The sequence below is a fragment of the Kribbella sancticallisti genome (assembly GCF_039530625.1).
Taxonomy (GTDB): Bacteria; Actinomycetota; Actinomycetes; order Propionibacteriales; family Kribbellaceae; genus Kribbella; species Kribbella sancticallisti.
Genome location: NZ_BAAAOS010000018.1, coordinates 401,672 through 424,368, shown reverse-complemented (window position 1 = coordinate 424,368; position 22,697 = coordinate 401,672). Strand labels below are relative to the sequence as shown.

At 68.1% G+C, this 22,697-nt stretch carries 27 protein-coding genes; 12 read left to right on the top strand and 15 right to left on the bottom strand.

Annotation, left to right across the window (positions count from 1 at the left end):
- Positions 1-8: 8 nt before the first annotated feature.
- Positions 9-1,154, bottom strand: a complete 1,146-nt coding sequence (locus ABD255_RS12320) for a mandelate racemase/muconate lactonizing enzyme family protein (protein ID WP_344213089.1) — start codon at positions 1,152-1,154, stop codon at positions 9-11.
- Positions 1,151-2,137 (bottom strand): hydroxyacid dehydrogenase, encoded by a 987-nt coding sequence (locus ABD255_RS12315; RefSeq protein WP_344213087.1) that lies wholly within the window; start codon positions 2,135-2,137, stop codon positions 1,151-1,153. Before ABD255_RS12315 ends, ABD255_RS12320 begins: the two co-directional genes overlap by 4 nt.
- Before the next feature lie 115 nt (positions 2,138-2,252).
- Here ABD255_RS12315 and ABD255_RS12310 point away from each other — a divergent pair, with 115 nt between their 5' ends.
- The 5 genes from ABD255_RS12310 (at position 2,253) to ABD255_RS12290 (ending at position 4,996) form a co-directional block, all read left to right on the top strand.
- Positions 2,253-3,143: a LysR family transcriptional regulator gene (locus ABD255_RS12310; protein WP_344213085.1), complete on the top strand. Its 891-nt coding sequence runs from the start codon at positions 2,253-2,255 to the stop codon at positions 3,141-3,143.
- 34 nt (positions 3,144-3,177) lie between these two features.
- The gene (locus ABD255_RS12305; RefSeq protein ID WP_344213083.1) at positions 3,178-3,585 is read left to right on the top strand and encodes an SDR family NAD(P)-dependent oxidoreductase; all 408 of its coding nucleotides are present in this window, start codon (positions 3,178-3,180) and stop codon (positions 3,583-3,585) included.
- A 172-nt stretch (positions 3,586-3,757) separates the two neighbouring features.
- Complete coding sequence (locus ABD255_RS12300) at positions 3,758-4,531, top strand: putative protein N(5)-glutamine methyltransferase (protein WP_344213081.1); 774 nt, start codon at positions 3,758-3,760, stop codon at positions 4,529-4,531.
- A 4-nt stretch (positions 4,532-4,535) separates the two neighbouring features.
- The gene (locus ABD255_RS12295; RefSeq protein WP_344213079.1) at positions 4,536-4,733 is read left to right on the top strand and encodes a hypothetical protein; all 198 of its coding nucleotides are present in this window, start codon (positions 4,536-4,538) and stop codon (positions 4,731-4,733) included.
- Positions 4,734-4,771: 38 nt separating this feature from the next.
- A complete protein-coding gene (locus ABD255_RS12290; RefSeq protein WP_344213077.1) occupies positions 4,772-4,996 on the top strand; it encodes a GNAT family N-acetyltransferase in 225 nt (74 codons plus the stop codon).
- 1 nt (position 4,997) lies between these two features.
- Here the strand turns inward: ABD255_RS12290 and ABD255_RS12285 are convergent, their stop codons facing one another.
- Together ABD255_RS12285 and ABD255_RS12280 are read right to left on the bottom strand one after the other, a co-directional pair.
- Positions 4,998-6,983: a GTP-binding protein gene (locus tag ABD255_RS12285; RefSeq protein ID WP_344213076.1), complete on the bottom strand. Its 1,986-nt coding sequence runs from the start codon at positions 6,981-6,983 to the stop codon at positions 4,998-5,000.
- Between the two features lie 161 nt (positions 6,984-7,144).
- Positions 7,145-8,137: a tyrosine-type recombinase/integrase gene (locus ABD255_RS12280; protein ID WP_344213074.1), complete on the bottom strand. Its 993-nt coding sequence runs from the start codon at positions 8,135-8,137 to the stop codon at positions 7,145-7,147.
- A 162-nt stretch (positions 8,138-8,299) separates the two neighbouring features.
- On the opposite strand from ABD255_RS12280, the gene ABD255_RS12275 reads away from it, so the two are divergent.
- Positions 8,300-8,410 (top strand): antibiotic biosynthesis monooxygenase, encoded by a 111-nt coding sequence (locus ABD255_RS12275; RefSeq protein WP_344213072.1) that lies wholly within the window; start codon positions 8,300-8,302, stop codon positions 8,408-8,410.
- A gap of 41 nt (positions 8,411-8,451) precedes the next feature.
- Positions 8,452-8,637, top strand: a complete 186-nt coding sequence (locus tag ABD255_RS12270) for a hypothetical protein (RefSeq protein ID WP_344213070.1) — start codon at positions 8,452-8,454, stop codon at positions 8,635-8,637.
- An 81-nt stretch (positions 8,638-8,718) separates the two neighbouring features.
- Here the strand turns inward: ABD255_RS12270 and ABD255_RS12265 are convergent, their stop codons facing one another.
- Positions 8,719-9,660 carry a phosphotransferase family protein gene (locus ABD255_RS12265; RefSeq protein ID WP_344213068.1) on the bottom strand — a complete coding sequence of 314 codons (942 nt, stop codon included), beginning with the start codon at positions 9,658-9,660 and terminating at the stop codon, positions 8,719-8,721.
- A gap of 221 nt (positions 9,661-9,881) precedes the next feature.
- Here ABD255_RS12265 and ABD255_RS12260 point away from each other — a divergent pair, with 221 nt between their 5' ends.
- Positions 9,882-10,598, top strand: a complete 717-nt coding sequence (locus tag ABD255_RS12260) for a VOC family protein (protein WP_344213066.1) — start codon at positions 9,882-9,884, stop codon at positions 10,596-10,598.
- A 12-nt stretch (positions 10,599-10,610) separates the two neighbouring features.
- On the opposite strand, the gene ABD255_RS12255 is transcribed toward ABD255_RS12260, so the two are convergent.
- On the bottom strand, positions 10,611-11,165 hold the full coding sequence (locus ABD255_RS12255; protein WP_344213064.1) for a cysteine hydrolase family protein: 555 nt from the start codon (positions 11,163-11,165) through the stop codon (positions 10,611-10,613).
- Positions 11,166-11,305: 140 nt separating this feature from the next.
- On the opposite strand from ABD255_RS12255, the gene ABD255_RS12250 reads away from it, so the two are divergent.
- Positions 11,306-12,259: a helix-turn-helix transcriptional regulator gene (locus ABD255_RS12250; protein WP_344213062.1), complete on the top strand. Its 954-nt coding sequence runs from the start codon at positions 11,306-11,308 to the stop codon at positions 12,257-12,259.
- On the opposite strand, the gene ABD255_RS12245 is transcribed toward ABD255_RS12250, so the two are convergent.
- The gene (locus tag ABD255_RS12245; protein ID WP_344213060.1) at positions 12,238-12,681 is read right to left on the bottom strand and encodes a GNAT family N-acetyltransferase; all 444 of its coding nucleotides are present in this window, start codon (positions 12,679-12,681) and stop codon (positions 12,238-12,240) included. The two genes, ABD255_RS12250 and ABD255_RS12245, sit on opposite strands and share 22 nt — an antisense overlap.
- A 141-nt stretch (positions 12,682-12,822) precedes the next feature.
- On the opposite strand from ABD255_RS12245, the gene ABD255_RS12240 reads away from it, so the two are divergent.
- Positions 12,823-13,566 (top strand): LppU/SCO3897 family protein, encoded by a 744-nt coding sequence (locus ABD255_RS12240; RefSeq protein WP_344213058.1) that lies wholly within the window; start codon positions 12,823-12,825, stop codon positions 13,564-13,566.
- A 33-nt stretch (positions 13,567-13,599) separates the two neighbouring features.
- Here ABD255_RS12240 and ABD255_RS12235 read toward each other — a convergent pair whose 3' ends face one another.
- The gene (locus tag ABD255_RS12235; protein WP_344213056.1) at positions 13,600-14,142 is read right to left on the bottom strand and encodes a helix-turn-helix domain-containing protein; all 543 of its coding nucleotides are present in this window, start codon (positions 14,140-14,142) and stop codon (positions 13,600-13,602) included.
- A 123-nt stretch (positions 14,143-14,265) separates the two neighbouring features.
- On the opposite strand from ABD255_RS12235, the gene ABD255_RS12230 reads away from it, so the two are divergent.
- Positions 14,266-16,176: a vWA domain-containing protein gene (locus ABD255_RS12230; protein ID WP_344213054.1), complete on the top strand. Its 1,911-nt coding sequence runs from the start codon at positions 14,266-14,268 to the stop codon at positions 16,174-16,176.
- Here the strand turns inward: ABD255_RS12230 and ABD255_RS12225 are convergent.
- From ABD255_RS12225 to ABD255_RS12215, 3 genes are all read right to left on the bottom strand, one after another.
- A complete protein-coding gene (locus tag ABD255_RS12225) occupies positions 16,163-17,425 on the bottom strand; it encodes a serine/threonine-protein kinase (RefSeq protein WP_344213052.1) in 1,263 nt (420 codons plus the stop codon). The genes ABD255_RS12230 and ABD255_RS12225 overlap by 14 nt on opposite strands.
- A gap of 67 nt (positions 17,426-17,492) precedes the next feature.
- Positions 17,493-17,918, bottom strand: coding sequence for a nucleoside deaminase (locus ABD255_RS12220; protein ID WP_344213050.1), 426 nt, complete (start codon positions 17,916-17,918; stop codon positions 17,493-17,495).
- Positions 17,915-18,769 carry an LLM class flavin-dependent oxidoreductase gene (locus ABD255_RS12215; protein WP_344213048.1) on the bottom strand — a complete coding sequence of 285 codons (855 nt, stop codon included), beginning with the start codon at positions 18,767-18,769 and terminating at the stop codon, positions 17,915-17,917. Before ABD255_RS12215 ends, ABD255_RS12220 begins: the two co-directional genes overlap by 4 nt.
- Positions 18,770-18,862: 93 nt before the next feature.
- Between ABD255_RS12215 and ABD255_RS12210 the strand changes: the two genes are divergently transcribed.
- Entirely contained in the window at positions 18,863-19,321 is a 459-nt protein-coding gene (locus ABD255_RS12210; RefSeq protein WP_344213046.1) for an Lrp/AsnC family transcriptional regulator, read from the top strand.
- Here ABD255_RS12210 and ABD255_RS12205 read toward each other — a convergent pair.
- Genes ABD255_RS12205 through ABD255_RS12190 form a run of 4 tightly spaced genes read right to left on the bottom strand, consistent with a single transcriptional unit; the run spans position 19,318 to position 22,693 of the window.
- A complete protein-coding gene (locus ABD255_RS12205) occupies positions 19,318-19,683 on the bottom strand; it encodes a YciI family protein (protein ID WP_344213044.1) in 366 nt (121 codons plus the stop codon). The genes ABD255_RS12210 and ABD255_RS12205 overlap by 4 nt on opposite strands.
- Positions 19,680-20,120, bottom strand: coding sequence for an OsmC family protein (locus ABD255_RS12200; protein WP_344213042.1), 441 nt, complete (start codon positions 20,118-20,120; stop codon positions 19,680-19,682). The genes ABD255_RS12205 and ABD255_RS12200 overlap by 4 nt, the downstream gene beginning before the upstream one ends.
- 32 nt (positions 20,121-20,152) lie before the next feature.
- Positions 20,153-20,803 (bottom strand): SDR family oxidoreductase, encoded by a 651-nt coding sequence (locus ABD255_RS12195; protein ID WP_344213040.1) that lies wholly within the window; start codon positions 20,801-20,803, stop codon positions 20,153-20,155.
- 15 nt (positions 20,804-20,818) lie between these two features.
- Positions 20,819-22,693, bottom strand: a complete 1,875-nt coding sequence (locus ABD255_RS12190; protein ID WP_344213038.1) for a propionyl-CoA synthetase — start codon at positions 22,691-22,693, stop codon at positions 20,819-20,821.
- Positions 22,694-22,697: the final 4 nt, after the last annotated feature.

Here is a 22,697-nt window from a genome sequence, read left to right as displayed (position 1 = left end):
GCGACTCCTCAGCTGAAGAGCAGTTCGATCGACTCGGCGCGGATCCGCTCTTCGTCGACCTGGATGCCCAGACCGGGCGCGGTGGGGACCGTGGCGACGGCCTTGGTGATGGTGAGCCCTTCGACGTACAGGTCGGACAGCAACTCGGGTCCGTTCAGCTCGGCCGGCAGGGCCAGGTCGAGCTGGCTGAACAGATGCAGCGCGGCAGCGAATCCGATCCCGCAGTCGGTCAGACCGCTCGCGAGGATCTCCAATCCGCCCGACACCGCCACTTGCGCGGTCTTGAGCGCGTTCCGCAGACCGCCGGACTTGCAGATCTTCACCACGACCAGGTCGGCGGCCTCGAGCTGGATCGTCCGGGCCAGGTCCTGGGCGGTGAAGCTGCCTTCGTCGATCGCGATCGGCAGGTCGATCAGGTCGCGCAACCGGTGCATGGCGAGTGTGTCGGTGCTCGGAACCGGTTGCTCGACGCAATGAATGGTCCGGACGTGCCGGGTCCGGTCGAGCAGTTGCTTGAGCGCGCTCGGCCGGTAGGACTGGTTGGCGTCCAGCCACAACGGCTTGGCGCCGGCCACCTCCGCGACGGTCTCGATCGCGGCCGCGTCGGCGTCCAGGTCACCACCGATCTTCACCTTGTACGCCGAATAGTCCGACGACTGCCGGGCATGCTCCCGCACGGCCTCGGGCGGTCCGACCCCGATCGCCGAGCAGAGCGGGATCTCGTCGTGCAGCTTCCCGCCGAGCAACGCGTGCACCGGTACTCCGGCCAGCTTGCCGGCGGCATCGTGCATCGCGAGGTCCACCGCTGCTCGGGCGAACGGGAAACCGTTCGAGACCGACGGGCTCAACCGCTTCGTCGCCCGGCTGTGGAAGAGTTCGACGTCGAACGGCGTCAGCTCCAGCAGGATCGGAGCGAGGTGGCGCTTGATCACGACCGCGATCGTCTCGGCCGTCTCGTAGCTCCAACTGGGAAGCGCCCGCTGTTCTCCCCAGCCGACGATGCCGTCCTCGGTGGTGAGCTTCACGAAGATGACTGCGGCCCCCTGGTCCGTAGCCTGGCCGGGTGCGCCGACAGCACCGCTGCCGAGCACGAACTGCCGCGCGAACGGCACCGGGACCGGGAACACCTCGACCGATCGGATCCGGCTGCTCATGCGGCGATCGGCCAGACCGCGGGATCCACGAAGCTGGAGCCCCGGACGCCGTCGTCGAGCCAGCGCAGTACGTCGTCGATGACGTAGCCGGCGAGCGCGAGATGACCTTCGACGGTGTCCCCGGCGATGTGTGGCGTGAGCAGGAGGTTGCCCGCGGCCAGTACGTCAGGGCCGAACTTCGGTGGCTCCGGGTCGTAGACATCCAGCGCCGCGAACAGCCGGCCGTCGAGGCAATGCTCGAGCAGCGCCTGCTGATCGATCGCGGGGCCTCTGGACGAGTTGACGACGATCGCGTGATCGGGCAGTTGCTCGATCAGCTTGCGCGTCACCAGGCCGCGGGTCTCCGGCACGTCAGGAACGTGGATCGAAACGAAGCGCGACTGGAGCGCCTCCTCGAGTCCGGCTGTCCTGACGCCGAGTTCTGCTGCTCTCTCGGCACTCAGATAGGGGTCGTAGACGACGATGTCGCAGCCGAACGGCTTGAGCAGCGTGATCAGCGCCCGCGCGGTCGAACTGGCACCGAGGATGCCGACCGCCTGGCCGGCCAACTCGCCGCCGCGAAGGTGGCTCTGCTTCCAACCGCCCTGGCGCAATGCCTGATCGAACTGGGGGAGGCGCCGCGCCAAGGTGAGCATCGAGGCCAGGCAGTATTCGCCGACCGACCATGCGATCCGTGTGCCGGCCGAGAACACCGCCACGCCCTGTTCGAGGATGACTGGGTCGATCAGCTTCTTCACCGAGCCGGCCGCGTGGGCGACCGCCTTCGGGCCGTTGCCGTCGGCCCAGATCGCCTTGTCCAGGGGCGGAGTGCCCCAACTGGTCAGGACGACGTCGCTGCCGGCGGCCAGGTCGGCGACCATCTGCGGGCTGAGGTCGGAACCCGCCCAGCTGACCTCGAACCTGTCGGCCAGGAGCGCGCGGGTCGCCGGACTGCAGACGTCGTCGGCTCGTTCAGGTGTCATCACCACTGCCAGCTTGGACAACTGGACTCCTCTGAGTCGTGATAGGTCGTGAGCTTCCCTGGGCTCGAAGGTAAGGGCTTTCCGTTATGCTCGTCCAAGCCCATTTCCGCATCGACCGATACCGTGAGGGCATCAGATGGATCTTTCGCTCCAGGGACTGCGCGGCTTCGTCGCGGTGGCCGAAGAACAGCACTTCGGCCGGGCCGCTCAGCGACTGAACCTGACCCAGCCGCCGCTGACCCGGCAGATCCAGGCTCTGGAGCGCACGCTCGGCGTCTCGTTGTTCGACCGGACCGGCAGGGGAGTGCGGCTGACCGCCGCTGGTGAGGTGTTCCTGGAGCACTGCCGCCGGGTTCTGGCGCTGCTCGAAGTGGCGCCCGAGGCGACCCGGCGCGCTGCCGACGGACAGACCGGGACTTTGCGGATCGCGTTCACGGCGATCGGGGCGTACGCAGTACTGGCCGATTTTCTGGCGATGGTCAGCAAGCGGACGCCGGCGGTGACGTCGGAGCTGACGGAGTTGGTGAGCCCGGACCAGTTCGAGGCGCTGGCGAATCTGGAGATTGATATTGGCTTGGTGCGGCCGCCGATCCCGGAGCAGTTCGACTCGGTGCTGGTGCACTCGGAGGACCTGGTGCTCGCAGTACCGGCTGATCACAAGCTGGCCTCTGGCTCGGGCGTGGTTTCACTTGCCGATGTGACGGATGACTACATCGGCTACAGCCCGGAGGGGTCGCAGTACCTGCATGACATCTGCGCCGCGATGATCGGGATGAACCGGTACGCCGTGAGCCAACTGGCGTCGCAGGTGCCGACGATGCTCGCGCTGGTACGAGCTGGGTTGGGGTGCGCGTTGGTCCCGCGGTCGATCATGGCGATGGGCGTGCAAGGCATCCGGTACCGCGAACTGGACGCGGCCGACGCGCACTCGGTGACGCTGCACGCGGCGTGGAGCCCGGACAGCCCGAACCCGGCGCTCCAGCGGCTGGCCGAGTCGCTCAAGGCGAATCCGCACCTCGCCGCTTGACCTAGAGCCGGGTCTAGTCAACAACGCCGGCATCATGGCCAGCCCCGAGACCCGGGTCGGGCCGGACATCCGCTGGGACGACCTGGAGTTCCGGCAGGCCCGCCACCCGCCACAAGAGCGGGCCAAAGCTGGTGGGATCCTGACGCCGTTGCAGCGGCATCTGGAGCGCTCTGAGATGGTCGGCTACGGCTGGATCGACGAGGAAGGCAATCCGCTCAACCCGGGATTCAAGTCGCCGGAGCAGGGCGCGTCGACCCAGGTGTGGGCGGCGACCTCCCGGCAGCTCGACGGCCTGGGCGGAGTATTTCTCGAGGACTGCGAGGTCGCCGAGGTGTCCACGGACGACGCGCCCGGCGTGCGGCCGTACGCGATCGACCCCGCCTCGGCGGCTCGACTGTGGACGGTCTCGGCAGAGCTCACCGGAGTGAACGCCTTCGGCTGAACGGGTGAGCGCCGTCGAGGGGTGAGGTGTCCGGTAGGGTTTGCGGGGTCGAATCGGATGCGAGTTGAGGAGGTGGGACCGATCACCGCCAGTACAGGTCGGGCGTTCCCACCTTTCGTCGGCTAGCAGAGTCGACAGCACGGGAGTGCCCCCAGCAGTTGAAGGGTTCTCGTTGTCACTCCTCATCCACTCCACCATCGTCAGTACCCTCCGCGCCGCCGGCTGCGTCTTCGCCGAGGACGAAGCCGAGATGCTGATCTCCTCGGCCCGTGACGATGCCGAGCTCGCCTCAATGATCGAGCAACGCGTCGCCGGGCTCCCGATCGAGCACGTCGTCGGGTGGGCGTCGTTCTGCGGGCTTCGGATCGCGGTCGACCCGGGCGTGTTCGTGCCACGGCGGCGTACGGAGTACTTGGTCGGCGAAGCGGTCGCGCTGAGCCGGCCAGGTGCCGTCGTCGTCGACCTGTGCTGCGGCTCCGGCGCGCTCGGCGTCGCGGTCGCGTTAGCCCAGCATGTCGAGCTGTACGCCGCCGACGTCGAGCCGGCCGCGGTCCGTTGTGCAAGACGCAACGTCGAGCCGATCGGTGGCCAGGTCTTCGAGGGCGACCTGTTCTCCGCCTTGCCCGGATCGTTGCGTGGGCAGGTCGACTTCCTGCTCTCGAACGTCCCGTACGTACCGACCGACGAGGTGCGCCTCCTACCCACCGAGGCACGTGTGCACGAGCCGCGCGTCACCTTGGACGGCGGCCACGACGGCCTGGAGATCCTCCGCCGAGTCAGCGCGGACGCTCGCTCCTGGCTAGCTCCCGGCGGCTCGATCCTGACCGAAACCAGCGAGGAACAGGCATCAACCGCCGCATCGATCTTCCAGCACGACGGCCTGACCCCACAGATCAGCACCTCCGAAGAGCTCTACGCCACCACCGTCATCGGCACCAAGGAGTAGCTCCGTGGACATCCGCCCGGCGACCGCCGACGACCTCGACGGGGTGGTCGCCTCCAGCGCCGCACTCTTCGCCGAGGACGCCGCCGCCCGCGACAAACTCCGCAACGCCGACTGGCCCGCCGCGTACGGCGCCCAGTGGTGCTCGGACCTGCTGGCTGATCCGCAAGCGCTGGTCCTCGCCCGTCCGTCGACGGCGGGGTAGTCGGCCACCTCGTCGGCACCTTCGCTGAGCCGTCGGACATGTGGACCGCCAGCCGGGCGGAACTGGTGAGCATGTTCGTCCGAGCCAGCCTGCGCGGGCAGGGCGTCGGGGGTCGTCTCGTCGACGCCTTCGTGGAGTGGGCGAAAGAACGCGGAGCAACCAGGCTGCACGTCACGGCCTACGCAGCCAATGAAGCCGCACTTCAGCTCTACCAAAGCCGAGGTTTCGCCCCACTGTCGATCACCCTCGCCAACGATTTGTGATTCAGACCCGGCGGAGTACATGCAACAAGTACTCGCGGCGGTTCAGCGGGTCGTGGTCGGTGCGTGGCCGACTTGGCAGTGGGCCGGTGACCGGCTGATACCGCTCGAAGGCCGACTCCAGGACGCCCTCGCCGCGGGACAAGCTCGGTAGCTGTTGCTCGAGTTCATAGACAGCGGCGGCGGGGATTTCCCCTTCCAGGACTGAGGTTTCCGACCCCAGCGCCGGCACCTGCGGGATTGCGCGGAGTCTGGCGAGGGCGGCGAGGACACCTCGGACCGTGTCCGTCGGGATCTCCACCTGGAAGCGGTGCATCGGCTCGTACACCGTCGTGCCGGCCTCCTGCAGCGCCGTCATCAGCACCAACGGCGTGAGGTTCCGGAAGTCCCCGGCCGTGCTCGACATGCTCTTGTCGAAGACCGCATGCGCGTGGCTCTGTCGCGCCGAGTACCCCGAATGCGTCATCACCACCTTCGCGTCCGGGATCTGCCAGCCGTGGATGCCTTGCTGCAGCGTCTCGTGGACGGTCTCCTCGACCGCCTTGATGAACGCGTACGGCATCGACCCGAGCTCCACCTCGAGGCTGAACGAGACCCCGGAGTTCACCGGCGCCGGCTCCACCCGCAGGCCGATCGTCGCCAGGAACGGATTCGCGTCCTTCTTGTTGAACTCGACCGCCGCGCCCGTGCCGTTCAGCCGCTCGATGCAGATCGTGGTCGTCTCCCGGAAGGTGACGTCGATGCCGAACTCGCCGGCCAGCGTCGTCTGGATGACCTCCTTCTGCACCTCGCCGTACAGCGACACATAGGTCTCCTGCCGGACGTCGTCCTGGCGCAGGTTGATCAGCGGATCCTGCTCGGCCAGCTGAGCCAGCGCCACCTGCAGGTTGCCCTTGTCCGACCGACGCGTCGGCGCGATCACCGTCTCCAGCGTCGGGGGAGCGAAGTACCCGCTCTCCGCCGGGTGGTCGCCGACCCCGATCGAGTCCCCGATCTGGATCTCGCCGAGTCCCCACAGCTTGCCGATCTGGCCCGCGGACACCTCCGGCCGGGTCAGCACCGAGCCCGCGTCGAACACGCTGATCGCGGTGACCTTCGACTCCTTGCCGCCCTGGAAGCGCAGCCGGTCGCGGGTCCGGATCGCGCCCGAGAACATCCGGACGAACGCGATCTTCTCCCCGGCAGGTCCCCGCTCGACCTTGAAGACCGACCCGGAGACCGGTCCGTCGGTGTCGCCCTCGGTGGCCGGGAGCAGTTCCCGGATCGCCGCGATCAACGCGTCCGTGCCGGCACCGGTGATCGCCGAACCGAAGTACACGGGATGCACCAGTGCCTGCTGCGTCTGCTCGGCCAGGCGGCCGCGCAGCGCGTCGTACGAGAGCGCGTTCTCGTTCTCCACGTACGTCGCCAGCAGTTGATCGTCGTGCTCGGCGAACAGGTCGATCATGCTGAAGGTGAACCCGGCATCGTCTCGCCCGTACGGCGTGAACGCGGCCGCGCGGGTGCCGAGTCCGTCGGTCGAGCCCATCGGGATGATCGCCGCTGACAGCTTCTCCTCGATGCTCTTCAGCAGCGACCCGTACTGCGCTCCGCCGCGGTCGAGCTTGTTGACGAAGATCAGCGTCGGGATGCGCAGCCGTTGGAGCGTGCGCATCAGCACCCGGGTCTGCGCCTGGACGCCTTCCACCGCGGAGACGACCAGAACCGCGCCGTCGAGCACGCTGAGAGCGCGCTCCACCTCGGCGATGAAGTCCGGGTGCCCCGGGGTGTCGATCAGGTTGACGGTGATGTCGTCGATGGCGAACGAGACGACCGCGGACTTGATGGTGATCCCGCGTTGCCGCTCCAGCGCCAGCGAGTCGGTCTGGGTGTTGCCGTCGTCGACGCTGCCGACCTCGTCGATGACCCCGGCGGCGTACAGCAGCCGCTCGGTCAGGCTGGTCTTACCGGCGTCTACATGCGCCAGGATTCCCAAGTTCAGTGTTCTCACGCAGCTTCATGTCCCTTGTACAGGTGGTTTTGCCTTTCCGGGTGGACATGAAGAGAGGTCGCATGCTGCGCTCCTAGCTGGTGGTGACTGAACACTGCGAGTACACCAGCCGCCGGCCACGCCCAGCAACGCATTTAGCCCAGACCTTCATTTGCTGGTGGTCAGCTGATCACGTCCCCGGCGTCAGAGGTGCTGATCATCTGGTCCAGGGAGCGGTAGGTGCGGTTGCTGGCGGCGGCGGCTCGTTGTTCGCGGCCGGTGGCTTCGATGTAGTTCTGGCTGGTGGCCAGGCTGGCGTGGCCGAGCAGTCTCATGATCTCCGTCGCGGTGGCGCCGTCCTCGGCGAGTCTGGTGGCGAAGGTGTGGCGCAGAGCGTGCAGGTTCGCGCCGACCGGGACGCGGTCGTGGAGGCCGGCCCAGCGGTAGCAGGACTTCACCAGGTATTCGAGACCGCCTCGGCCGATGGGTTCGCCGGTGCGGTCGAGCAGCAACTTCGTCGTTCGGGTGAAACGCTTGCTGGGGAAACGTCGGGCGCAGGAGTCGACGTACGTGTCGATGACCTTCTCCATGATCGGTTCCACCGGGATGGAGCGGTCGCGGCTGCCCTTGCCGTGGATGTGCAGGCGCATCTCGCCGGGGCGTCCGGCCAGTGAATCCGCTGTCAGGGTGCGCATCTCGGCCGAGCGGAGACCGGCGACGAGACCGAGCGCGATCACCAGGACGTCGCGCTCCGGCCAGGGGTCGCGGGACTGCCTGGTGCCGTCGGCGGCGGAGCGCAGCAGCTTCTCGGGGGTGTCCTCGCCGCGGAGAGGCTTGGGGGACAGGGGAGGGGTCTTGGGTCTGGCGACCGCTCCCATCGGGTTGCCCGCCAGCAGACCGTCGGACACGCAGAAGGTGAGGAACTGGTTCCACGTCGACCAGGCGCGGAGTACGGAACTCTTCGCGTGGTCGTCGGCGAACGCGCCGAAGGCGGCCCGGAGTACGGGGGCGGTGAGTTCGTCGACGAGGAGTTCGTCGGGGTCCTTGGCGAGGTTGTCGCTGAGCAGTTTGGTGATGCCGGCCAGGTCGCGGCGGTAGGCGTCGGTGGTGTGGGGGGAGTCCTTGCGAGGACGCCGGGCAGCGAAGAACGCCGACTGAGCTGCGAGAACCTTCATAGGGGAGTTGTACCGATCGCCACCGACAGTCCGGCTGACTCCCCCGGTCCATATTGTTGCGCGCAGCAACTATCGGTCATGATTGCTGCATAATGGTGATTATGCATGACAGAACGTCCGCGTCCGGTCGGTCGGAAACCTCCCGGGGGATACCGTTCGAGGATGAGTATCACCGTACGGGCGGAACTGACGGTCCAGGACGGCCGGCGAGACGATTTCCTCCAGGTCGCCCGGGCGCTGGCCGCGGCGACGGCTGACGAGCCGGGACGCTGAGATACGACTGGTTCGAGGACAACGACCCACAGAGGTTCGTGGTGATCGAGCAGTACGCCGACTCAGCGGCGGCGTTCGCTCACAACGCCCACTGTGAGCATCTGCTGGCCGAGATGAACCAACTCGCCGAGATGACGACGCTGCAGATCCACGGCGACATCACGCCGGATCTTCAGACGTTCGCCGACAGCCTGCCGATCGCCAAAACCTTCCCGGCGCTGACCTGACAGCCCCTCTCAGCGCCTCCCACAGAAATGTCCGATAAGCGACATTATGTCAACTAGAGTCCGCGTAGTGCTTCAGCTGAATCACCCGAGCAGCGTCTCGAGCTCCGGAAGTCGGCCGAACAGGTCAGGAAGGCCGCGCACGCCGTTGCGCACGGACTCGTGCGACAGCGCGAGGTCAGGGCCGGTGCTCGCCTCGACACCGGCGAGGCAACGGAGAAGGTTCCACCTCGTGTGCCCCAGCCAGCCGCCGATCATGAACACGAACCAGCTTGGACCCGACGGCGGCAGCGCTCCGCCCCCTGCGACGTAGCCGTCGAGGACCGCACGGAAGATGGTGGGCTCGATGTTGTCGAAGCCAGGTCCCTTCGCGAGGCTCAGCGCGGTCGAGCCCAGCTCACCGGACAGGTCGAGCATCCCCGAGAGCTCCCAGTCGAGCACCACCGGCCGGCCGTCTCGAGCGAGCAGGTTCCACGGCTGGATGTCCCTGTGGGTCAGCACGACGGGGCCTGGTCGTTCGCAGGTGTCGACGAAGTGGGCAATCGCGAGAAACGTCTCCACCCGGGAGGCGAGTTCGTCGGCCCACGGCTGTCCGGTCGCCACCGCCCGCTCGGCGAGCTCGGGCCAGTCCCGTGACGCCGGGTCCTCGATCGACAGGTGGTTCCACTCGACGTCGAGCGCGTGGATGCGCGCGAGGATCTCACCGATCTCGAACGCGTACGCCGCCGGCACCGGCGCTTCGGGCACCTTCTCCCCCTCGACCCACCGGTGGACGAGCGTGTCGTGGCTGACCGAGATCGGCTCTGGCATCGGGATGCCGGCGGCGAAGGCCGCGCGCTCGAACCTGAACACGTCCTCGACGTGGTAGGTCCAGCGGCGGTCGGCGAGGTTCAACTCCTTCACCGCGAACGATCCCTGGTCGGTGTCGAGCCGGTACATCCGGTTGGCGAACCCGCCGTGGACGCGGATCATCGGCCCGATCGGCGCACCGAGATGCGAAAGGTTGGAAGGCACGTCCGCGGTCACCCCACGCAATCTATGGCTCGCAGTTCATCGACGCACCGGAATTACCCGGGGCCTCGCGGGTAGGACAAAACGGCTGAATCAACGGCGCAGGCTCCACGCCGCCACTACCCCGTAAACGACGTCGCCTACCGAACCTGGGCGCGCTACGCTGGCCGACGCGTCGGGCCCTCGAAGACACAGAGGCGCTTGGCAGCCTGTCCACTGGTAGTGGAGGGAACGGCATGACTTCTCGACTCTCCGCGTTGTGTTTCGACGCGAACGACCCGCTCCTCCTCGGGCGCTTCTGGGCCGGCGTGCTCGGGTGGGAAATGACCGAGGACGCACGCGACGGCATCGTGCTGCTGCCGAGCGACGACACCGGGTTCCGGATCCGGTTCGGTTCCACCCAGGAGCCGAAGACCGGTCCGAACCGGATCCACTTCGATCTGACCAGCACGTCGCTGGAGGCGCAGCAGGAAACGGTCGCGCGGGCGCTCGCGCTCGGCGGCCGGCACCACGACGTCGGTCAACTCCCGGAGGAAGATCATGTAGTGCTCGCCGACCCCGAAGGCAACGAGTTCTGCGTCATCGAGGCGGGCAACAACTTCCTCGCCGACTGTGGGTTCATCGGAGCGCTTTCGAGCGACGGCTCGCAGGACGTCGGGTACTTCTGGAGCAAGGCACTGGGCTGGCCATTGGTCTGGGACCAGGATCAGGAGACCGCGATCCGCTCACCGCACGGCGGCCCGAAGGTCACCTGGGGCGGTCCCCCGTTCCGTGCGAAGACCGGGAAGAACCGGCTGCACTTCGACCTCGCTGTCGACGGCGAAGAGGAAGCCGAGATCGATCGTCTCCTCTCCCTCGGGGCGACTCGAATCGACTTCGCGCACGGCGAGGTCGGCGCAGTGGCGATGGCCGATCCCGACGGCAACGAGTTCTGTGTGCTGACCCAGGCGTGAGCACTCACCGAGTCACCCGAAGGTGACATCCTTCGTTTCAGCGACGGCGGCGGTGCGGCCGGGGGCTTTGTGGTACTGCCAGTAGAGGTTGGTGTGGGCGATCACCTTGTCGGGTGTCGGCGCGCCCCACTCGGACTGGTCTTCGGTGGTGTGGGCGTCGCCGACCAGCGTGACGTCGTAGCCGCGGACGACGGCGCCGTGGATGGTCGAGCGGATGCACTCGTCGGTCTGGGCGCCGGTGACGACGAGGTGGCCGATGCCTGCGGTCGCCAGGACGTCTTCCAGGCTGGTTTCCTCGAACGAGTCGGCGTAGGTCTTGTGGACGAGCGCCTCCGAGTCCTGCCGGACGAGCTCGGGGACGTACTTCCAGCCGTCACTCCCCTGCGGCAGGTTCTCCGCGCTGGAATGCTGCACCCACACCACCGGCACACCTTCGTCGCGAGCCTTGTCGACGAGCGTGCTGATGTTGGCGACGACGGTGTCGCGCTGGTGCGCGCCGGCGACCACGTCGTTCTGGACGTCGATCACGACGAGCGCGGTGTTGGGCCGCTCGGACAGCGTGGTCATGGCGAGACTCCTTCGGCTGATCGGACGGGGTACTCCCCCGGCGGTCAGGCTAACGCCGCCCTCCGACAGAAAGCACGGAGAGGCAAGTACGCGAAGGAAAGTAGTCAGCTGATGAGCACTTAGTTTGCGAGAATCGGGGCATGCGCGCTGATCGGCTGGTGGCCACCCTGCTCCTGATGCAGGCTCGTGGACGGGTGACCGCAGCCGAACTGGCCCAAGAACTGGAGGTCTCCGTGGCGACAGCGCGCCGCGACCTCGAGGCGCTGTCGACCGCAGGCATCCCGGTCTATCCACAGCCCGGCCGCAACGGTGGATGGTCGCTGCTGGGTGGCGCGCGGACCGACCTGAGCGGACTGAACGCCACCGAGGCACAGGCCTTGTTCCTGCTCGTTGGCCCGGCCGCATCAGTGGCGCCGGAAGCGAAGGCCGCCCTCAGGAAGCTGGTCAGAGCGTTGCCCGACACGTTCCGGGCTAATGCCGAGGCGGCCGCCGAAGCCGTGGTGATCGACCCCGCTCGCTGGGGTGCCCGCGTCAAAGAACGTCCCGAGATGGTACGCCGACTACAGGACGCGGTCGTGCGCCGGCTGAAGGTCCGGATGACGTACTCCGGCCGCAGCCGCGACGTGTCCGAACGACTCATCGATCCACTCGGCCTCGTCGACAAGGACGACATCTGGTACCTGATCGCCGGGACCGAGAAGGGTCAGCGCACGTTCCGGGTCGAGCGGATCACAGCGGCCGCTGTCACAGACCTGCCCGCTGAGCGGCCCCCGGACTTCGACCTGAACGAGGCGTGGAGCCTCGTCGTCGAGGAGATGGAGCACCGGCGATCGTTGCTCGCGGCCACTTTGCTGATCGAGGAGCGCTACCTGTGGGTGGTGAAGGATCAGCACGGCCGGCACCTCGAGGTGGTCGGGCCGGTCGGGGACGGGCGGATCAAGGTGCGGTTGACCGCCCCCACTCCCCTGATGATCGCGCAGCAACTGGCCGGCTGGGGCGCGTTGATCGAAGTACTGGATCCGCCGGAGGTGCAGGCCGAACTCGCGCGATTGGGCCGGGAATTGGCGACCCGCTACGGCAACGGAATCGTGTAGAGGATGAATCCGCGGTTTTCGGCGACCTGGTCGTAGAGGCGGCGGGCGGTGTTGTTCGATTCGTGGGTCGACCAGTAGACGCGGCCGCACTTGTTCGCCGTCGCCCAATCGGTGACGGCGGCGATGAGTGCCCTGGCTGCGCCGCGGCCGCGGGCCTCAGGCGCCGTGAACAGGTCCTGCAGGTAGCAGGCGTCGGCCGAGGTCGTGCTCGCGTGGGTGAGGAAATGCGCGATCCCGACCAGTTTGCCGTCAAATCTGGCGCCCAGCGCGTGCATTCTCTCGTCGGCGCTGAATTCGGCCCAGGAATGGTCGAAGAATTCGGGCGGCATGGTTCGTCCGTAGAATTCGTTGTAGCCCGCGAACAACTGCTGCCAGACCTCGCGGTCAGCCGGAACCAAGGGCTCGATGGTCAGGACGCTCATGCGGATCTCCTTCGAACGGTGACGGTTGGGAAGCACGTGGTGACTACTGGTAGGCGCTGCGTTGAATGGCCTTCGGTGACCTTTTCAGCTGAGTAGGGTGCGCTGGTCGGTTTTGTCCCAAATCGAGTAACAGGAATCTTCGTGACGACTCTCCCGCCGCAACCGCCCCAGCATCAGAACCCGCACCCAGCGCAGCCACCCGCCGGCTACGGTCCCCCGCCCGGTCAGCCGCAGTACGAGCAGCAGTACCAGCAGCACCCTCCGTTCCCCCAGCAGACCATGCTGCAGTGCCGGTTCTGCGGTGCGGTGCCGGCCGTGCCGGCGACCGTCCGCGGGCACGTCGGGCTGATCGTCGTGATGCGCTTCCTCAAGCTCGAAGGTCCGTTCTGCAAGACCTGCGGCGTCGCGACGATCCGTGAGATGACGTCGAAAAGCATGCTGCAGGGCTGGTGGGGTATCGGCTCGGCGATCGTCAACCCGATCACCATGCTGGTGAACCTCGGCACCTACTCGAAGTTCAAGAACCTGCCCGAGCCCGCTCCGGGAATGCCCGGACGGCCGATGGAGCCGGGCAAGCCGCTGTTCAAGCGGCCGGCCGTGTTCGGTCTACTGGTCCCGGTCGCGGTGATCGCCCTGCTCGTCTGGGCCAACACGGGCAAGCCTTCGTCTGCCGACGTGGGCTCCTGCGTGGTGAACAAGGGCACCGACTCGGCGCCGAAGGTCAAGGTCGTGGACTGCGGTTCGAGCCAGGGCGAGTTCAAGGTGATCGCGAGGCTGGAGAACTCCACCAACGCGATCGAGTGCGAGAAGTTCGAGGGCGTCACCAGGTCCTACACCGAGCAGCGCGGTTCGAAGAAGTACACCCTCTGCCTGGCCGGCAACTGATCAGGCAGCCAACTCTGATCAGGCGCCAACTGATCAGGCGCCGGTGACGACGCGGGCGTAGTAGGCGCGGGCGTCCTGGGTCCGGCCGGCGCCGAGGACCCGGAGCGCTTCGGCGAGATCGGGGTAGCGGTCCTCCAGCAGGTCCGCGGCTCCCTGCAACTCCCCCGCTGACGCGACGTGGCGGAACAGCGACTGGATCGCCGTGACCGGATCACCCGGTTGCGGCGGTTCGGTCGACGACGCCGTACTGCTCTGGTCGATGGTCAGGCTGGATCGCTGGGCCGCGCGAACCTCTTCGAGTCGCCGCTCCTGCTCCGCCCGGGAGAGCGCGTCCCAGCCCCGCTCCCCCACCATCGCCTCGATCTGGAGCAACCTCGAGAGGACGGCCGGATTGCTGATCTTCGCTCGCTGGCCCGACATCAGTTGCGACAGCATCGGCGCGGACAGGCCGAGTAGCCCTGCCAGCTGGGCCTGCGACAGGCCCAGCCGCATCAGGAGGCGGCGGAACCGATCGCCGAGGGGTTCGCCGTACCACTCGAGCTGCAGTTCGAGGTTCCGCGCGTGCGCGTCGGTCACTCCGCCTCCATCGATTACGGTTTGCGAATTGCATATGCAAACGCTAAGTTCGTGCTTGACCAGCCTCAAGCTCCAGGAGACGCCATGATACGCCGATCAGCCGCCCTCGTTGCGGCGTCCGCTGTGATCGCAGCATTCTCGTTCGCGAACGCCCCGGCCGCCTCGGCCGAGGGTGAGCTGTCCCCTGTGATGGTCGTGCTGGACTCCTCCGGTTCGATGACGGCCCGGGACGCAGGCGGCAGCGGGACCCGGATGGACGCCGCCAAGCGCGCCGTCAACTCGATGGTCGACGGCCTCCCCGACCAGGCCCAGGTCGGTCTCGCGATCTACGGAGCCGGGACGGGATCGAGTGGCTCCGAGAAGGCCGCCGGCTGCAAGGACGTCCGGGTGGTCCAGCCGGTCGGCGCCGTCGACAAGCCGGCCCTCAAGCGCGCGGTCACCGCGACGAAGGCAAGCGGCTACACCCCGATCGGCCAGGCCCTGCGGACCGCCGCGGCTCAACTCCCGAAGGAAGGGCAGCGCTCGATCGTCCTGGTGTCCGACGGCGAGGACACCTGTGCGCCGCCGCAGCCCTGCGAGGTGGCGAAGGAGCTGAGCAAGCAGGGCGTCGACCTGCACGTGCACGCGATCGGGTTCCGGGTCGATGCGAAGGCGCGCGCCCAACTCGCCTGCATCGCGCAGAACACGGGCGGCACCTATCACGACGCGGCCGACGCCGACTCGCTGCTCGGCGTCCTGGGCCGGGTGACGGAACGCGCGCTGCGGCACTACGAGCCGACCGGCAAGCCGATCACCGGTACCGCGGATCCGTTCACGGCGCCCACGATGACGCCCGGGCAGTACCTGGACACGCTGAGCCCGGTGGAGGAACGCTTCTACGCGGCCGACCTGCAGGCCGGCGACACGGCGTACTTCGCGGCGACGGCGGTGTTTCCCCGAGGCAACCCCCGCCGCATCGAGGTCGTCGACATCAAGATCACCGGTCCCAACGGGGCCGATTGCTACCACCGCGAGCGCGAACTGCACACCCGGGCGAAGGACGACGGCGGGGCGTTGACCGCGGTGCTCAGCTGGAACGGCACCGCGGCCGGCTCCTCGAAGCCGAAGGGCTGCAGCGTGCCCGGCAAGTACGTCTTCCGCATCACCCGGGACGCGAAGGACGGCATCGACCGGGTGCCGGTCGAGCTCCAACTGCGGATCGAGCCGCCGGTGACCGGCAGCATGGGTGAGCCGGCCCAGACGAGCGTGGTCGAGTTCGCCCAGCCGCCGGCCGGTGCGGTCCGGGCGGTGCGCGGCGGCGGATCGTTCAACGAGGCGACCACCCTGCCGGGCTCCGGCCGGTACGGCGAGACGATCTACTACGGCGAGGAACTCTTCTACCGGGTGAAGCTCGACTGGGGTCAGGGTCTGGCCTACCGGATCACCTTCGGCGGCAGGCCGGACGGCAAGACGACGAACATCCGGACCGGGCTGTTCAGTCCGGTGAGGTCGGAGATGCGCTTCGACACCACGGCCTACACCGGGGTCACCAAGATCCTGCCGACGGACGGCAAGCCGATCGCCACGCCGCGGGTGGTCTACCTGAACCGCAACGCGAACAACGCGCAACTTCGCAAGGCGGGCGTGGACGGCTGGTACTACCTCGTGGCGAAGCTCGGCGCCCCCTCCGGAAACGACGCGCCGGGTGGCGTGCCGGTGACGATCGACGTGGCCGTGGCGGGCGACAAGGTCGCCGGACCCGAGTACGGCGCCTCGACGGGTGAGACTCCGGCCTCCCCCACGCCGTCGGCCGGCCCGAGTGAGCCGACGCCTTCCAGCACGGGCACCCAGGGCACCGGTGGGGTCGAGCCGGGCGGCGACGCCAAGCCGGTGGCGGCCGAGAGTTCGTCGTCGTTGCCCTGGATCATCGGCGGAAGTGTCCTGGTGCTCGCGCTGGCAATCGTCGTCGCGGCGCTGATCCTTCGTCGGCGTAAGCCGCCGGCGCCGCCGATGTATCCGAACGGTCCGGCGCAGGGCTGGTCTAACCGGCCTTGACCCAGCGATAGGACGAACCCTGCTGACGGCACTCGACCCGGGTGCCGTCAGCGGTCGTCTCCACACTTCCCGCCTCCTGCCAGCCGCAGGTGCCGCCGAGCTTGATCTGGGGGTTCGGGACGGGTGTGACAGGTCCGGTGGGGATTGACGGCAAGGGCGTGGAGGACAGCCCGGTACTCGGCTGTGGCGAGCCACCGCCGTCGGGTGAGCCATCCAGTGCCTGTACTGCGATGGCGACCGCGGCAGCAAGTCCTACGAGCCCACCCGCCGCCAGCAGTACCCGTCTGGCTACAGGCCTCCGGGTGGACGGCGACGAGGGCTGGAACGGCTGAGACGGCTCCAGCGCCTGCGGTGGCTGAGACGGCTCCGGCGGCTGCGGTGGCTCCGCGGGCGCGGCCAAGTGCTCGTACTCCAGTGGCGGTGCCGGTAGTTGGTCGAAGACCTCGATGAGCTCGCCATCGCCCGTGTACGCCGGGATCCGCAGCGGTACAGCCAGCAGCGGAGCAAGCGCGGTGAGCGCCGCGCGGGCTGATTCCGTGCGCTCGACCGGATCAGCACGGACCAAGTCCTCGATGACATCCCACAAGATGCTCGCCCCAGACGGCCGGGACGGCAGTCCCCCGGCGACCGGAGGCTCCTCGCCGGTCAACAACTGCCAGCCGGTCACGCCAGCCGCATACAGATCTTGCCTGATCGAAGGCAGCTCACCAGCGAGTGCCTCCGGCGCGACGTACCCGGGTGTACCGACAACCGCACCCTGCTGAGTAAGACGTGGTTCCCCCAGCGCCAAAGCGATACCGAAGTCACTGAGCCGGAGTACAGGAAGTCCGGTGCCGGTTGCCTCGAGCAGCAGGTTCGCCGGCTTGACGTCGCGATGGACGAGTCCGGCGGCGTGGACCTGTTCCAGCGCGCTGAGCAACTGAGCCAGCAGTTCAGCCGCGTACCGCTCGGGCAGCGCGCCGAAGTCAGCGACCAGGCTGCTGACCGAACCACCTCCGACAAGGTCCATCGCGAGCAGCGCCTGGTCGTCGTCGGCGGCCCACCCGTACGGGCTGACGATGTTCGGGTGGTCCAGGCGAAGCCCTTGCTCGCGGACGAAGCGGAGCAGTACGCCGGCGTGGCGCTGGCGCAGTACCTTGGCGGCGCACAGCCGTTCCAGGCGACGGTCCCAGGCGCGCCAGACGGTGCCGCTCCCGCCGGAACCGACCGGGTCGATCAGCTCGAACCGGCCCGCGAACACGTCGGGCACCAGCGGACTCCTCTCACCCGGGTCGCGGCATACCTTGCCAGGCTGCCGGGTCCCGGGCGAGTCGGGGTCAGCTGTAGTAGCCGTCGACGGGGACGCGCGCCTCGTCGTGCAGGGCGGGGCCTTCCTCTGGGACCGGGGCGAAGCCGCCGCCGGGCTTGAGGCCGTCCAGTTGGTCGCCGGACAGTGCGTACACGACCCGGCCGAGGCCTGACCGCGCGATCGCGCCGGCGCACATGCCGCAGGGCTGGCAGCTCGTGTACATGGTGGTGCCGGCGGCGGTCTCCGGGTCGAGCTCGCGGGCGGCCCACTTGGCGAGCTTGAACTCCGGGTGGGCGCTGATGTCGTTGTCGGTGATGCTCGTGTTGTGGTCCTCCGCGACGACCGTGCCGTCCGGACCGACCAGGAGCGAGCCGAACGGCGGGTTCCCGGACTTCCGGGCGGTCGCGGCGAGGTCGATCGCGCGGCGCAGGAACTCCTCGGCTTCTGGGGTCACTTCTGTTCCTTTCCTCGGTGCCACGACGCCGCGACGGTCGCGAGGTCTCTCCAGGCGTTCTCAGGGCGCTCGGTCTCGGCGGGATCGCCGGCGAACGGATCCAGTACGACGGTCTGCGCGCCCAGCAAGCGGAGCTCCGTGAGGTCTCCGATCACCTGCTCGAGCGACCCTTCGCCGGCGACACGTTCTTCGTCCGGCAACGGAGCAGGAGTGAGCCGCAAGAGGATCCGCGGCGCGAACCCGGGCACGGCCAGGCCTTCTTCATCGGCGATCTCCTTCAGCCGGTCCAGCTTCCCGCGCATCCAGTCGACGCGTTGGCGGAGCGGATGCCACGCGTCACCAAGCCGTACCGCGCGGCGCAGGCCGGCGTCGCTCGCACCACCGATCCAGATCGGGATGTCCCCACTGCGGTAGTCCGCGTCGTTCTCCCAGGCCGCGCGGACGTCGCGGACCAGTTCGTCGGTCAGCCTCCCCCGGCGGCTGAAGTCGACGCCGAGTGCCTCGAACTCCTGCTTGGCCCAGCCGATGCCGAGGCCGAGCACGAACCGGCCGCCGCTGAGCTGGTTGAGGTTCGCGGACATCCGTGCGACCAGCAGCGGATGCCGGTACGGCGCGATCAGTACGGTGGTTCCGAGCCGGATCGAGTCGGTGATTCCGGCCAGCCAGCTGAGGGTGGTGAACGGCTCGTAGAAGGGCGCCGGGTACTGCTCGGCGACGTCGGGGGTGATCGCGACGTGGTCGGAGACCATCAGCAGGTCGTAGCCGAGCCCTTCGACCGTGCGGGCCCAGTCGCGGAGCCGGCCGGGGTCTGTTCCAGGGCCGAAGTTGGGGACGTTCACAGCGAGTTCCACCCCTTCAGGCTATCCAGCCGGAAGGGCCTGATTGAAGAGATTTCCCCGGGTAGATCGGCTCGACCACCGTGGATTTGCCGGTATCTTGGCGGAATGACCGAGACTCTCGATCCGACCGACTGGGCCATCCTGGTCGAGCTCCAACGGGACGGCCGGATCCCGCTGACCGAACTCGGCCGGCGGGTGAACCTGAGCGCGTCGGCAGCCACCGAGCGGTTGAAGCGGCTGGAGTCGACCGGGGTGATCAGTGGCTACCGAGCGGACGTGGACCTGGCGAAGGTGGGGTTCGCGGTCCTGGCCGTAGTACGGCTGAAGTATCCGGGGAACAAGCACGGCCCGTTGCACAAACTGTTGGAGCAGCGGACCGAGATCCTCGAGTGCCTGCGGACGACCGGCGACGACTGCTACACGCTGAAGGTCGCCGCCGGGTCGATGGCCCATCTGGAGGACCTGGTGAACGAGTTGACCGAGTTCGGCAGTACGACGACGAACCTCGTCTACAGCCAGACCCAGCCGTTCCGCGGCCCCCAGGCGCCGCCGCCTTCGGGCTAGGACCAGGGGGGTGGCGTGGCGGGGTCCCAGATCGGACGGACCTCGATCGCGCCGTAGCGGGCGGAGGGGTGCCGGGCTGCGAAGGCAACTGCTTCCTCGAGGGTCGGACAGTCGAGGATGACGGTGCCGCCGATGAGTTCCTTCGTCTCCGCGAAAGGGCCGTCGGTGATGGATATCTCGTCGTCGTCGACGCCTGGACGGACCCGGACGGTGCGGGCGGCCGCTGGTGCGTGCAGGCCGGTGCCGCCACCCTGCAGGACGCCCCGGCGCTGCATCTCCTCGGTCCAGCCTTCGCAGCCTCGGGCGAACGCGTCGTCGGGGACCTGGGTGGGGTCGGCGCAGATCAGCAGCAGGAACTTCACGTCAACGGCTTGTCGAACAGCGTGGTGGTGACCGGGGTGCCGAGTTCGACCGTACGGCTGACGGTGCACAACCGGTCGTGGGACATCTTCAGCGCCCGCGGCAGCGCCTCGCGCGCCTTGTCGCCGTCCTCTCCCTCGGGGAACGTGACGGTGAAGTCGACCACCAGGTTCTCCATCCGGTTGCCCTGCTCGGGGTCACGCAACTTGTCACCGCTGACCACCGCGCGGAACTCGGTCGGCTCGGCGCGGCGGCTGGTCACCGTGTCCACGTCGATCGCCGTGCAGACGCCGATCGCGGCCAGGAACAGCTCCACCGGAGTGAAGTCGGTGCCGCCGCCGGAGCCGACGGTGAGGCTGCCACCGCGCAGGTTGCGGACCTCGTACGTGTTGCCGGCGGTGCGCTCGAAGTGCACCTGCCGGAGGGTTTCGTCGCCCATCTATCCGTCACAATCTGTTGCCGCTGGCAACGTCAGAGGTTCTTCAGTGCGGCGGCGATCGGGGTGTCGCCGCCGATCAATTCGAGGGTGCGGCCGATCGAGGCCCGGGTGTCGCACAGACCGGCCAGGACCGATGCCACGTCGTCGCGGCTGATGCTGCCGCGGCCGGTCTTGTCGGCGAGCAGGACCTGACCGGTGCCGGGGTCGTTGGTGAGGCCGCCGGGTCGCAGGATCGTCCAGTCCAGGTCGCGGCCGCGCAGGTCGTCCTCGGCGGCCTTCTTCGCCTTGAGGTAGATGGTGAAGGTGTCGTCGGGGTCGAGTCCGTCGGTCTGGTCGGCGCCCATCGAGCCGACCTGGATGTGCCGCCGTACGCCGGCGCGCTCGGCCGCCTCGGCGAGCAGGACCGCGGCGCCCTTGTCGACCGTCTGCTTGCGGTCCACCCCGCTGCCCGGCCCGGCGCCTGCCGAGAAGATCGCGACGTCAGCGCCCGCCAGTACTTCGGCAACCGCGTCCACCGACGCCTGCTCCAGGTCCAGTACCGCGACCGAACCGCCCACCGCGGCGATGTCGGCCTCGTGGGCGGGGTTCCGCACCAGCCCGACGACCTGGTGCCCGTCGGCGGAGAGGATCTTCGTCAGCCGCAGCGCGATCTGTCCATGTCCACCAGCAATCACGACTCGCATAACCCCGAGCCTAGGTCACTGCCGAAGAATAGGGCGGAGGGCGTCGAGCACGGTGGCGTCCTCGATGGTCGAGGGCACGGGTTCGTCGCGGCCGTCGGCGATGCCACGCATCGTCTTGCGCAGGATCTTGCCGGAGCGGGTCTTCGGCAACGCCTCGACGATGGAGACGTCCCGGAAGGCAGCGACAGGACCGATGTCGCGTCGTACCGCGGCCACCAACTCCTCCTGCAGCGTCTCCGGTGAGATCGCGGCGCCCGCCTTCAGTACGACGAGGCCGCGGGGCAACTGGCCCTTCAGCGCGTCGTGGACGCCGATGACCGCGCACTCCGCGACCGCGGGATGGGCCGCCAGCACCGCCTCCATGCTCCCGGTCGACAGCCGATGCCCGGCCACGTTGATCACGTCGTCGGTCCGGCCCATCACGAAGACGTAGCCGTCGGCATCGATATAGCCGGAGTCGCCCGTCAGGTAGTACCCGTCGTACCGGCTCAGATAGTTGTCGATGTAGCGCTGGTCGTCTCCCCACAGGGTCGGGAGCGCTCCGGGCGGCAGCGGGAGCTTGATCGCGATCGAGCCCTCCTCCCCCGCCGACTGCTGGACTCCTTCGCCGTCGAGGATCTGTACGTTCCACCCCGGCAGCGCCACGGTGGCCGAGCCAGGTTTCACCGGGAGTGGTTCCAGTCCGCGCGGGTTGGCGACGATCGGCCAGCCCGTCTCGGTCTGCCACCAGTGGTCGACCACCGGTACGCCGAGCTTGTCGTGCGCCCAGTGGTACGTCTCCGGGTCGAGCCGTTCGCCGGCCAGGAAGAGCGTGTTGAACCGATCGAGCCCGTACTTCGCCAGTTCGGCGCCGTCCGGGTCCACCTTCTTGATCGCGCGCAGGGCCGTCGGAGCGGTGAACAGCGCCTTCGCGCCGTGCTCGGAGATCACCCGCCAGAACGCGCCCGCGTCCGGAGTACCGACGGGCTTTCCCTCGTAGAGCACCGTCGTCGCGCCGACGAGCAGCGGCGCGTAGACGATGTAGGAGTGGCCGACGACCCAACCGACGTCCGACGCGGTCCACCAGACATCACCTGGCCCGATGTCGTAGACGGCGCCCATCGTCCAGGCCAGCGCGACCGCGTGTCCGCCGTTGTCCCGGACGACGCCCTTCGGTTTCCCGGTCGTACCGGAGGTGTACAGCACGTAGAGCGGATCCGTGGCTGCCACCGGGACGGGATCCACTGGAGTCGCCTCAGCGATCGCGGTCTCCCAGTCGAGATCGAGCTCTCCGAGCTTCCCGGGCGCCATCTCGCGTTGCAGCAGCACGGTCCGCTCCGGTTGGTGCGTGGCCAGTTCCAGCGCGGCGTCGATGATCGGCTTGTACTCGACCACCCGGGTCGGCTCGATCCCGCAGGACGCCGCGACGATCACCTTCGGCGTCGCGTCGTCGATGCGCGCGGCGAGTTCCTTGGGTGCGAACCCGCCGAACACGACCGAGTGGACGGCACCGAGGCGTGCGCACGCCAGCATCGTGACGACGGCCTCGGGCACCATCGGCAGGTACACGATCACCCGGTCGCCCTTGCCGACACCGAGCGCCCGGAGTGCCCCCGCGAAGACAGCGACCTCGTCCCGGAGTTCGGAGTAGGTGTAGCTGCGGCCGGTCCCGGTGACAGGCGAGTCGTAGATCAGCGCGGTGCGATCCCCGTGTCCGGCTTCCACGTGCCGGTCGAGCGCGTTGTACGACGTGTTGAGCTCGCCGTCCGGAAACCATCGGTACAGCGGTGCGCCCGAGTCGTCCAGCGCGCGGCTCGGTGGTCGCGTCCACGAGATCGCGCCGGCCGCCTCCAGCCAGAAGGTTTCGGGATCCGACAGGCTGCGGCGGTAGCTGTCCTCGTAGGCACCCATGGGG

What these genes read in the sequence shown, in the direction of transcription:
- ABD255_RS12320 (WP_344213089.1), bottom strand. Translation starts at nt 1,154, where the DNA reads ATGAGCAGCCGGATCCGATCGGTCGAGGTGTTCCCGGTCCCGGTGCCG.
- ABD255_RS12310 (WP_344213085.1), top strand. Translation starts at nt 2,253, where the DNA reads ATGGATCTTTCGCTCCAGGGACTGCGCGGCTTCGTCGCGGTGGCCGAA.
- ABD255_RS12305 (WP_344213083.1), top strand. Translation starts at nt 3,178, where the DNA reads ATGGCCAGCCCCGAGACCCGGGTCGGGCCGGACATCCGCTGGGACGAC.
- ABD255_RS12290 (WP_344213077.1), top strand. Translation starts at nt 4,772, where the DNA reads ATGTGGACCGCCAGCCGGGCGGAACTGGTGAGCATGTTCGTCCGAGCC.
- ABD255_RS12280 (WP_344213074.1), bottom strand. Translation starts at nt 8,137, where the DNA reads ATGAAGGTTCTCGCAGCTCAGTCGGCGTTCTTCGCTGCCCGGCGTCCT.
- ABD255_RS12275 (WP_344213072.1), top strand. Translation starts at nt 8,300, where the DNA reads ATGAGTATCACCGTACGGGCGGAACTGACGGTCCAGGACGGCCGGCGA.
- ABD255_RS12260 (WP_344213066.1), top strand. Translation starts at nt 9,882, where the DNA reads ATGACTTCTCGACTCTCCGCGTTGTGTTTCGACGCGAACGACCCGCTC.
- ABD255_RS12255 (WP_344213064.1), bottom strand. Translation starts at nt 11,165, where the DNA reads ATGACCACGCTGTCCGAGCGGCCCAACACCGCGCTCGTCGTGATCGAC.
- ABD255_RS12250 (WP_344213062.1), top strand. Translation starts at nt 11,306, where the DNA reads ATGCGCGCTGATCGGCTGGTGGCCACCCTGCTCCTGATGCAGGCTCGT.
- ABD255_RS12245 (WP_344213060.1), bottom strand. Translation starts at nt 12,681, where the DNA reads ATGAGCGTCCTGACCATCGAGCCCTTGGTTCCGGCTGACCGCGAGGTC.
- ABD255_RS12210 (WP_344213046.1), top strand. Translation starts at nt 18,863, where the DNA reads ATGACCGAGACTCTCGATCCGACCGACTGGGCCATCCTGGTCGAGCTC.
- ABD255_RS12200 (WP_344213042.1), bottom strand. Translation starts at nt 20,120, where the DNA reads ATGGGCGACGAAACCCTCCGGCAGGTGCACTTCGAGCGCACCGCCGGC.
- ABD255_RS12195 (WP_344213040.1), bottom strand. Translation starts at nt 20,803, where the DNA reads ATGCGAGTCGTGATTGCTGGTGGACATGGACAGATCGCGCTGCGGCTG.
- ABD255_RS12190 (WP_344213038.1), bottom strand. Translation starts at nt 22,693, where the DNA reads ATGGGTGCCTACGAGGACAGCTACCGCCGCAGCCTGTCGGATCCCGAA.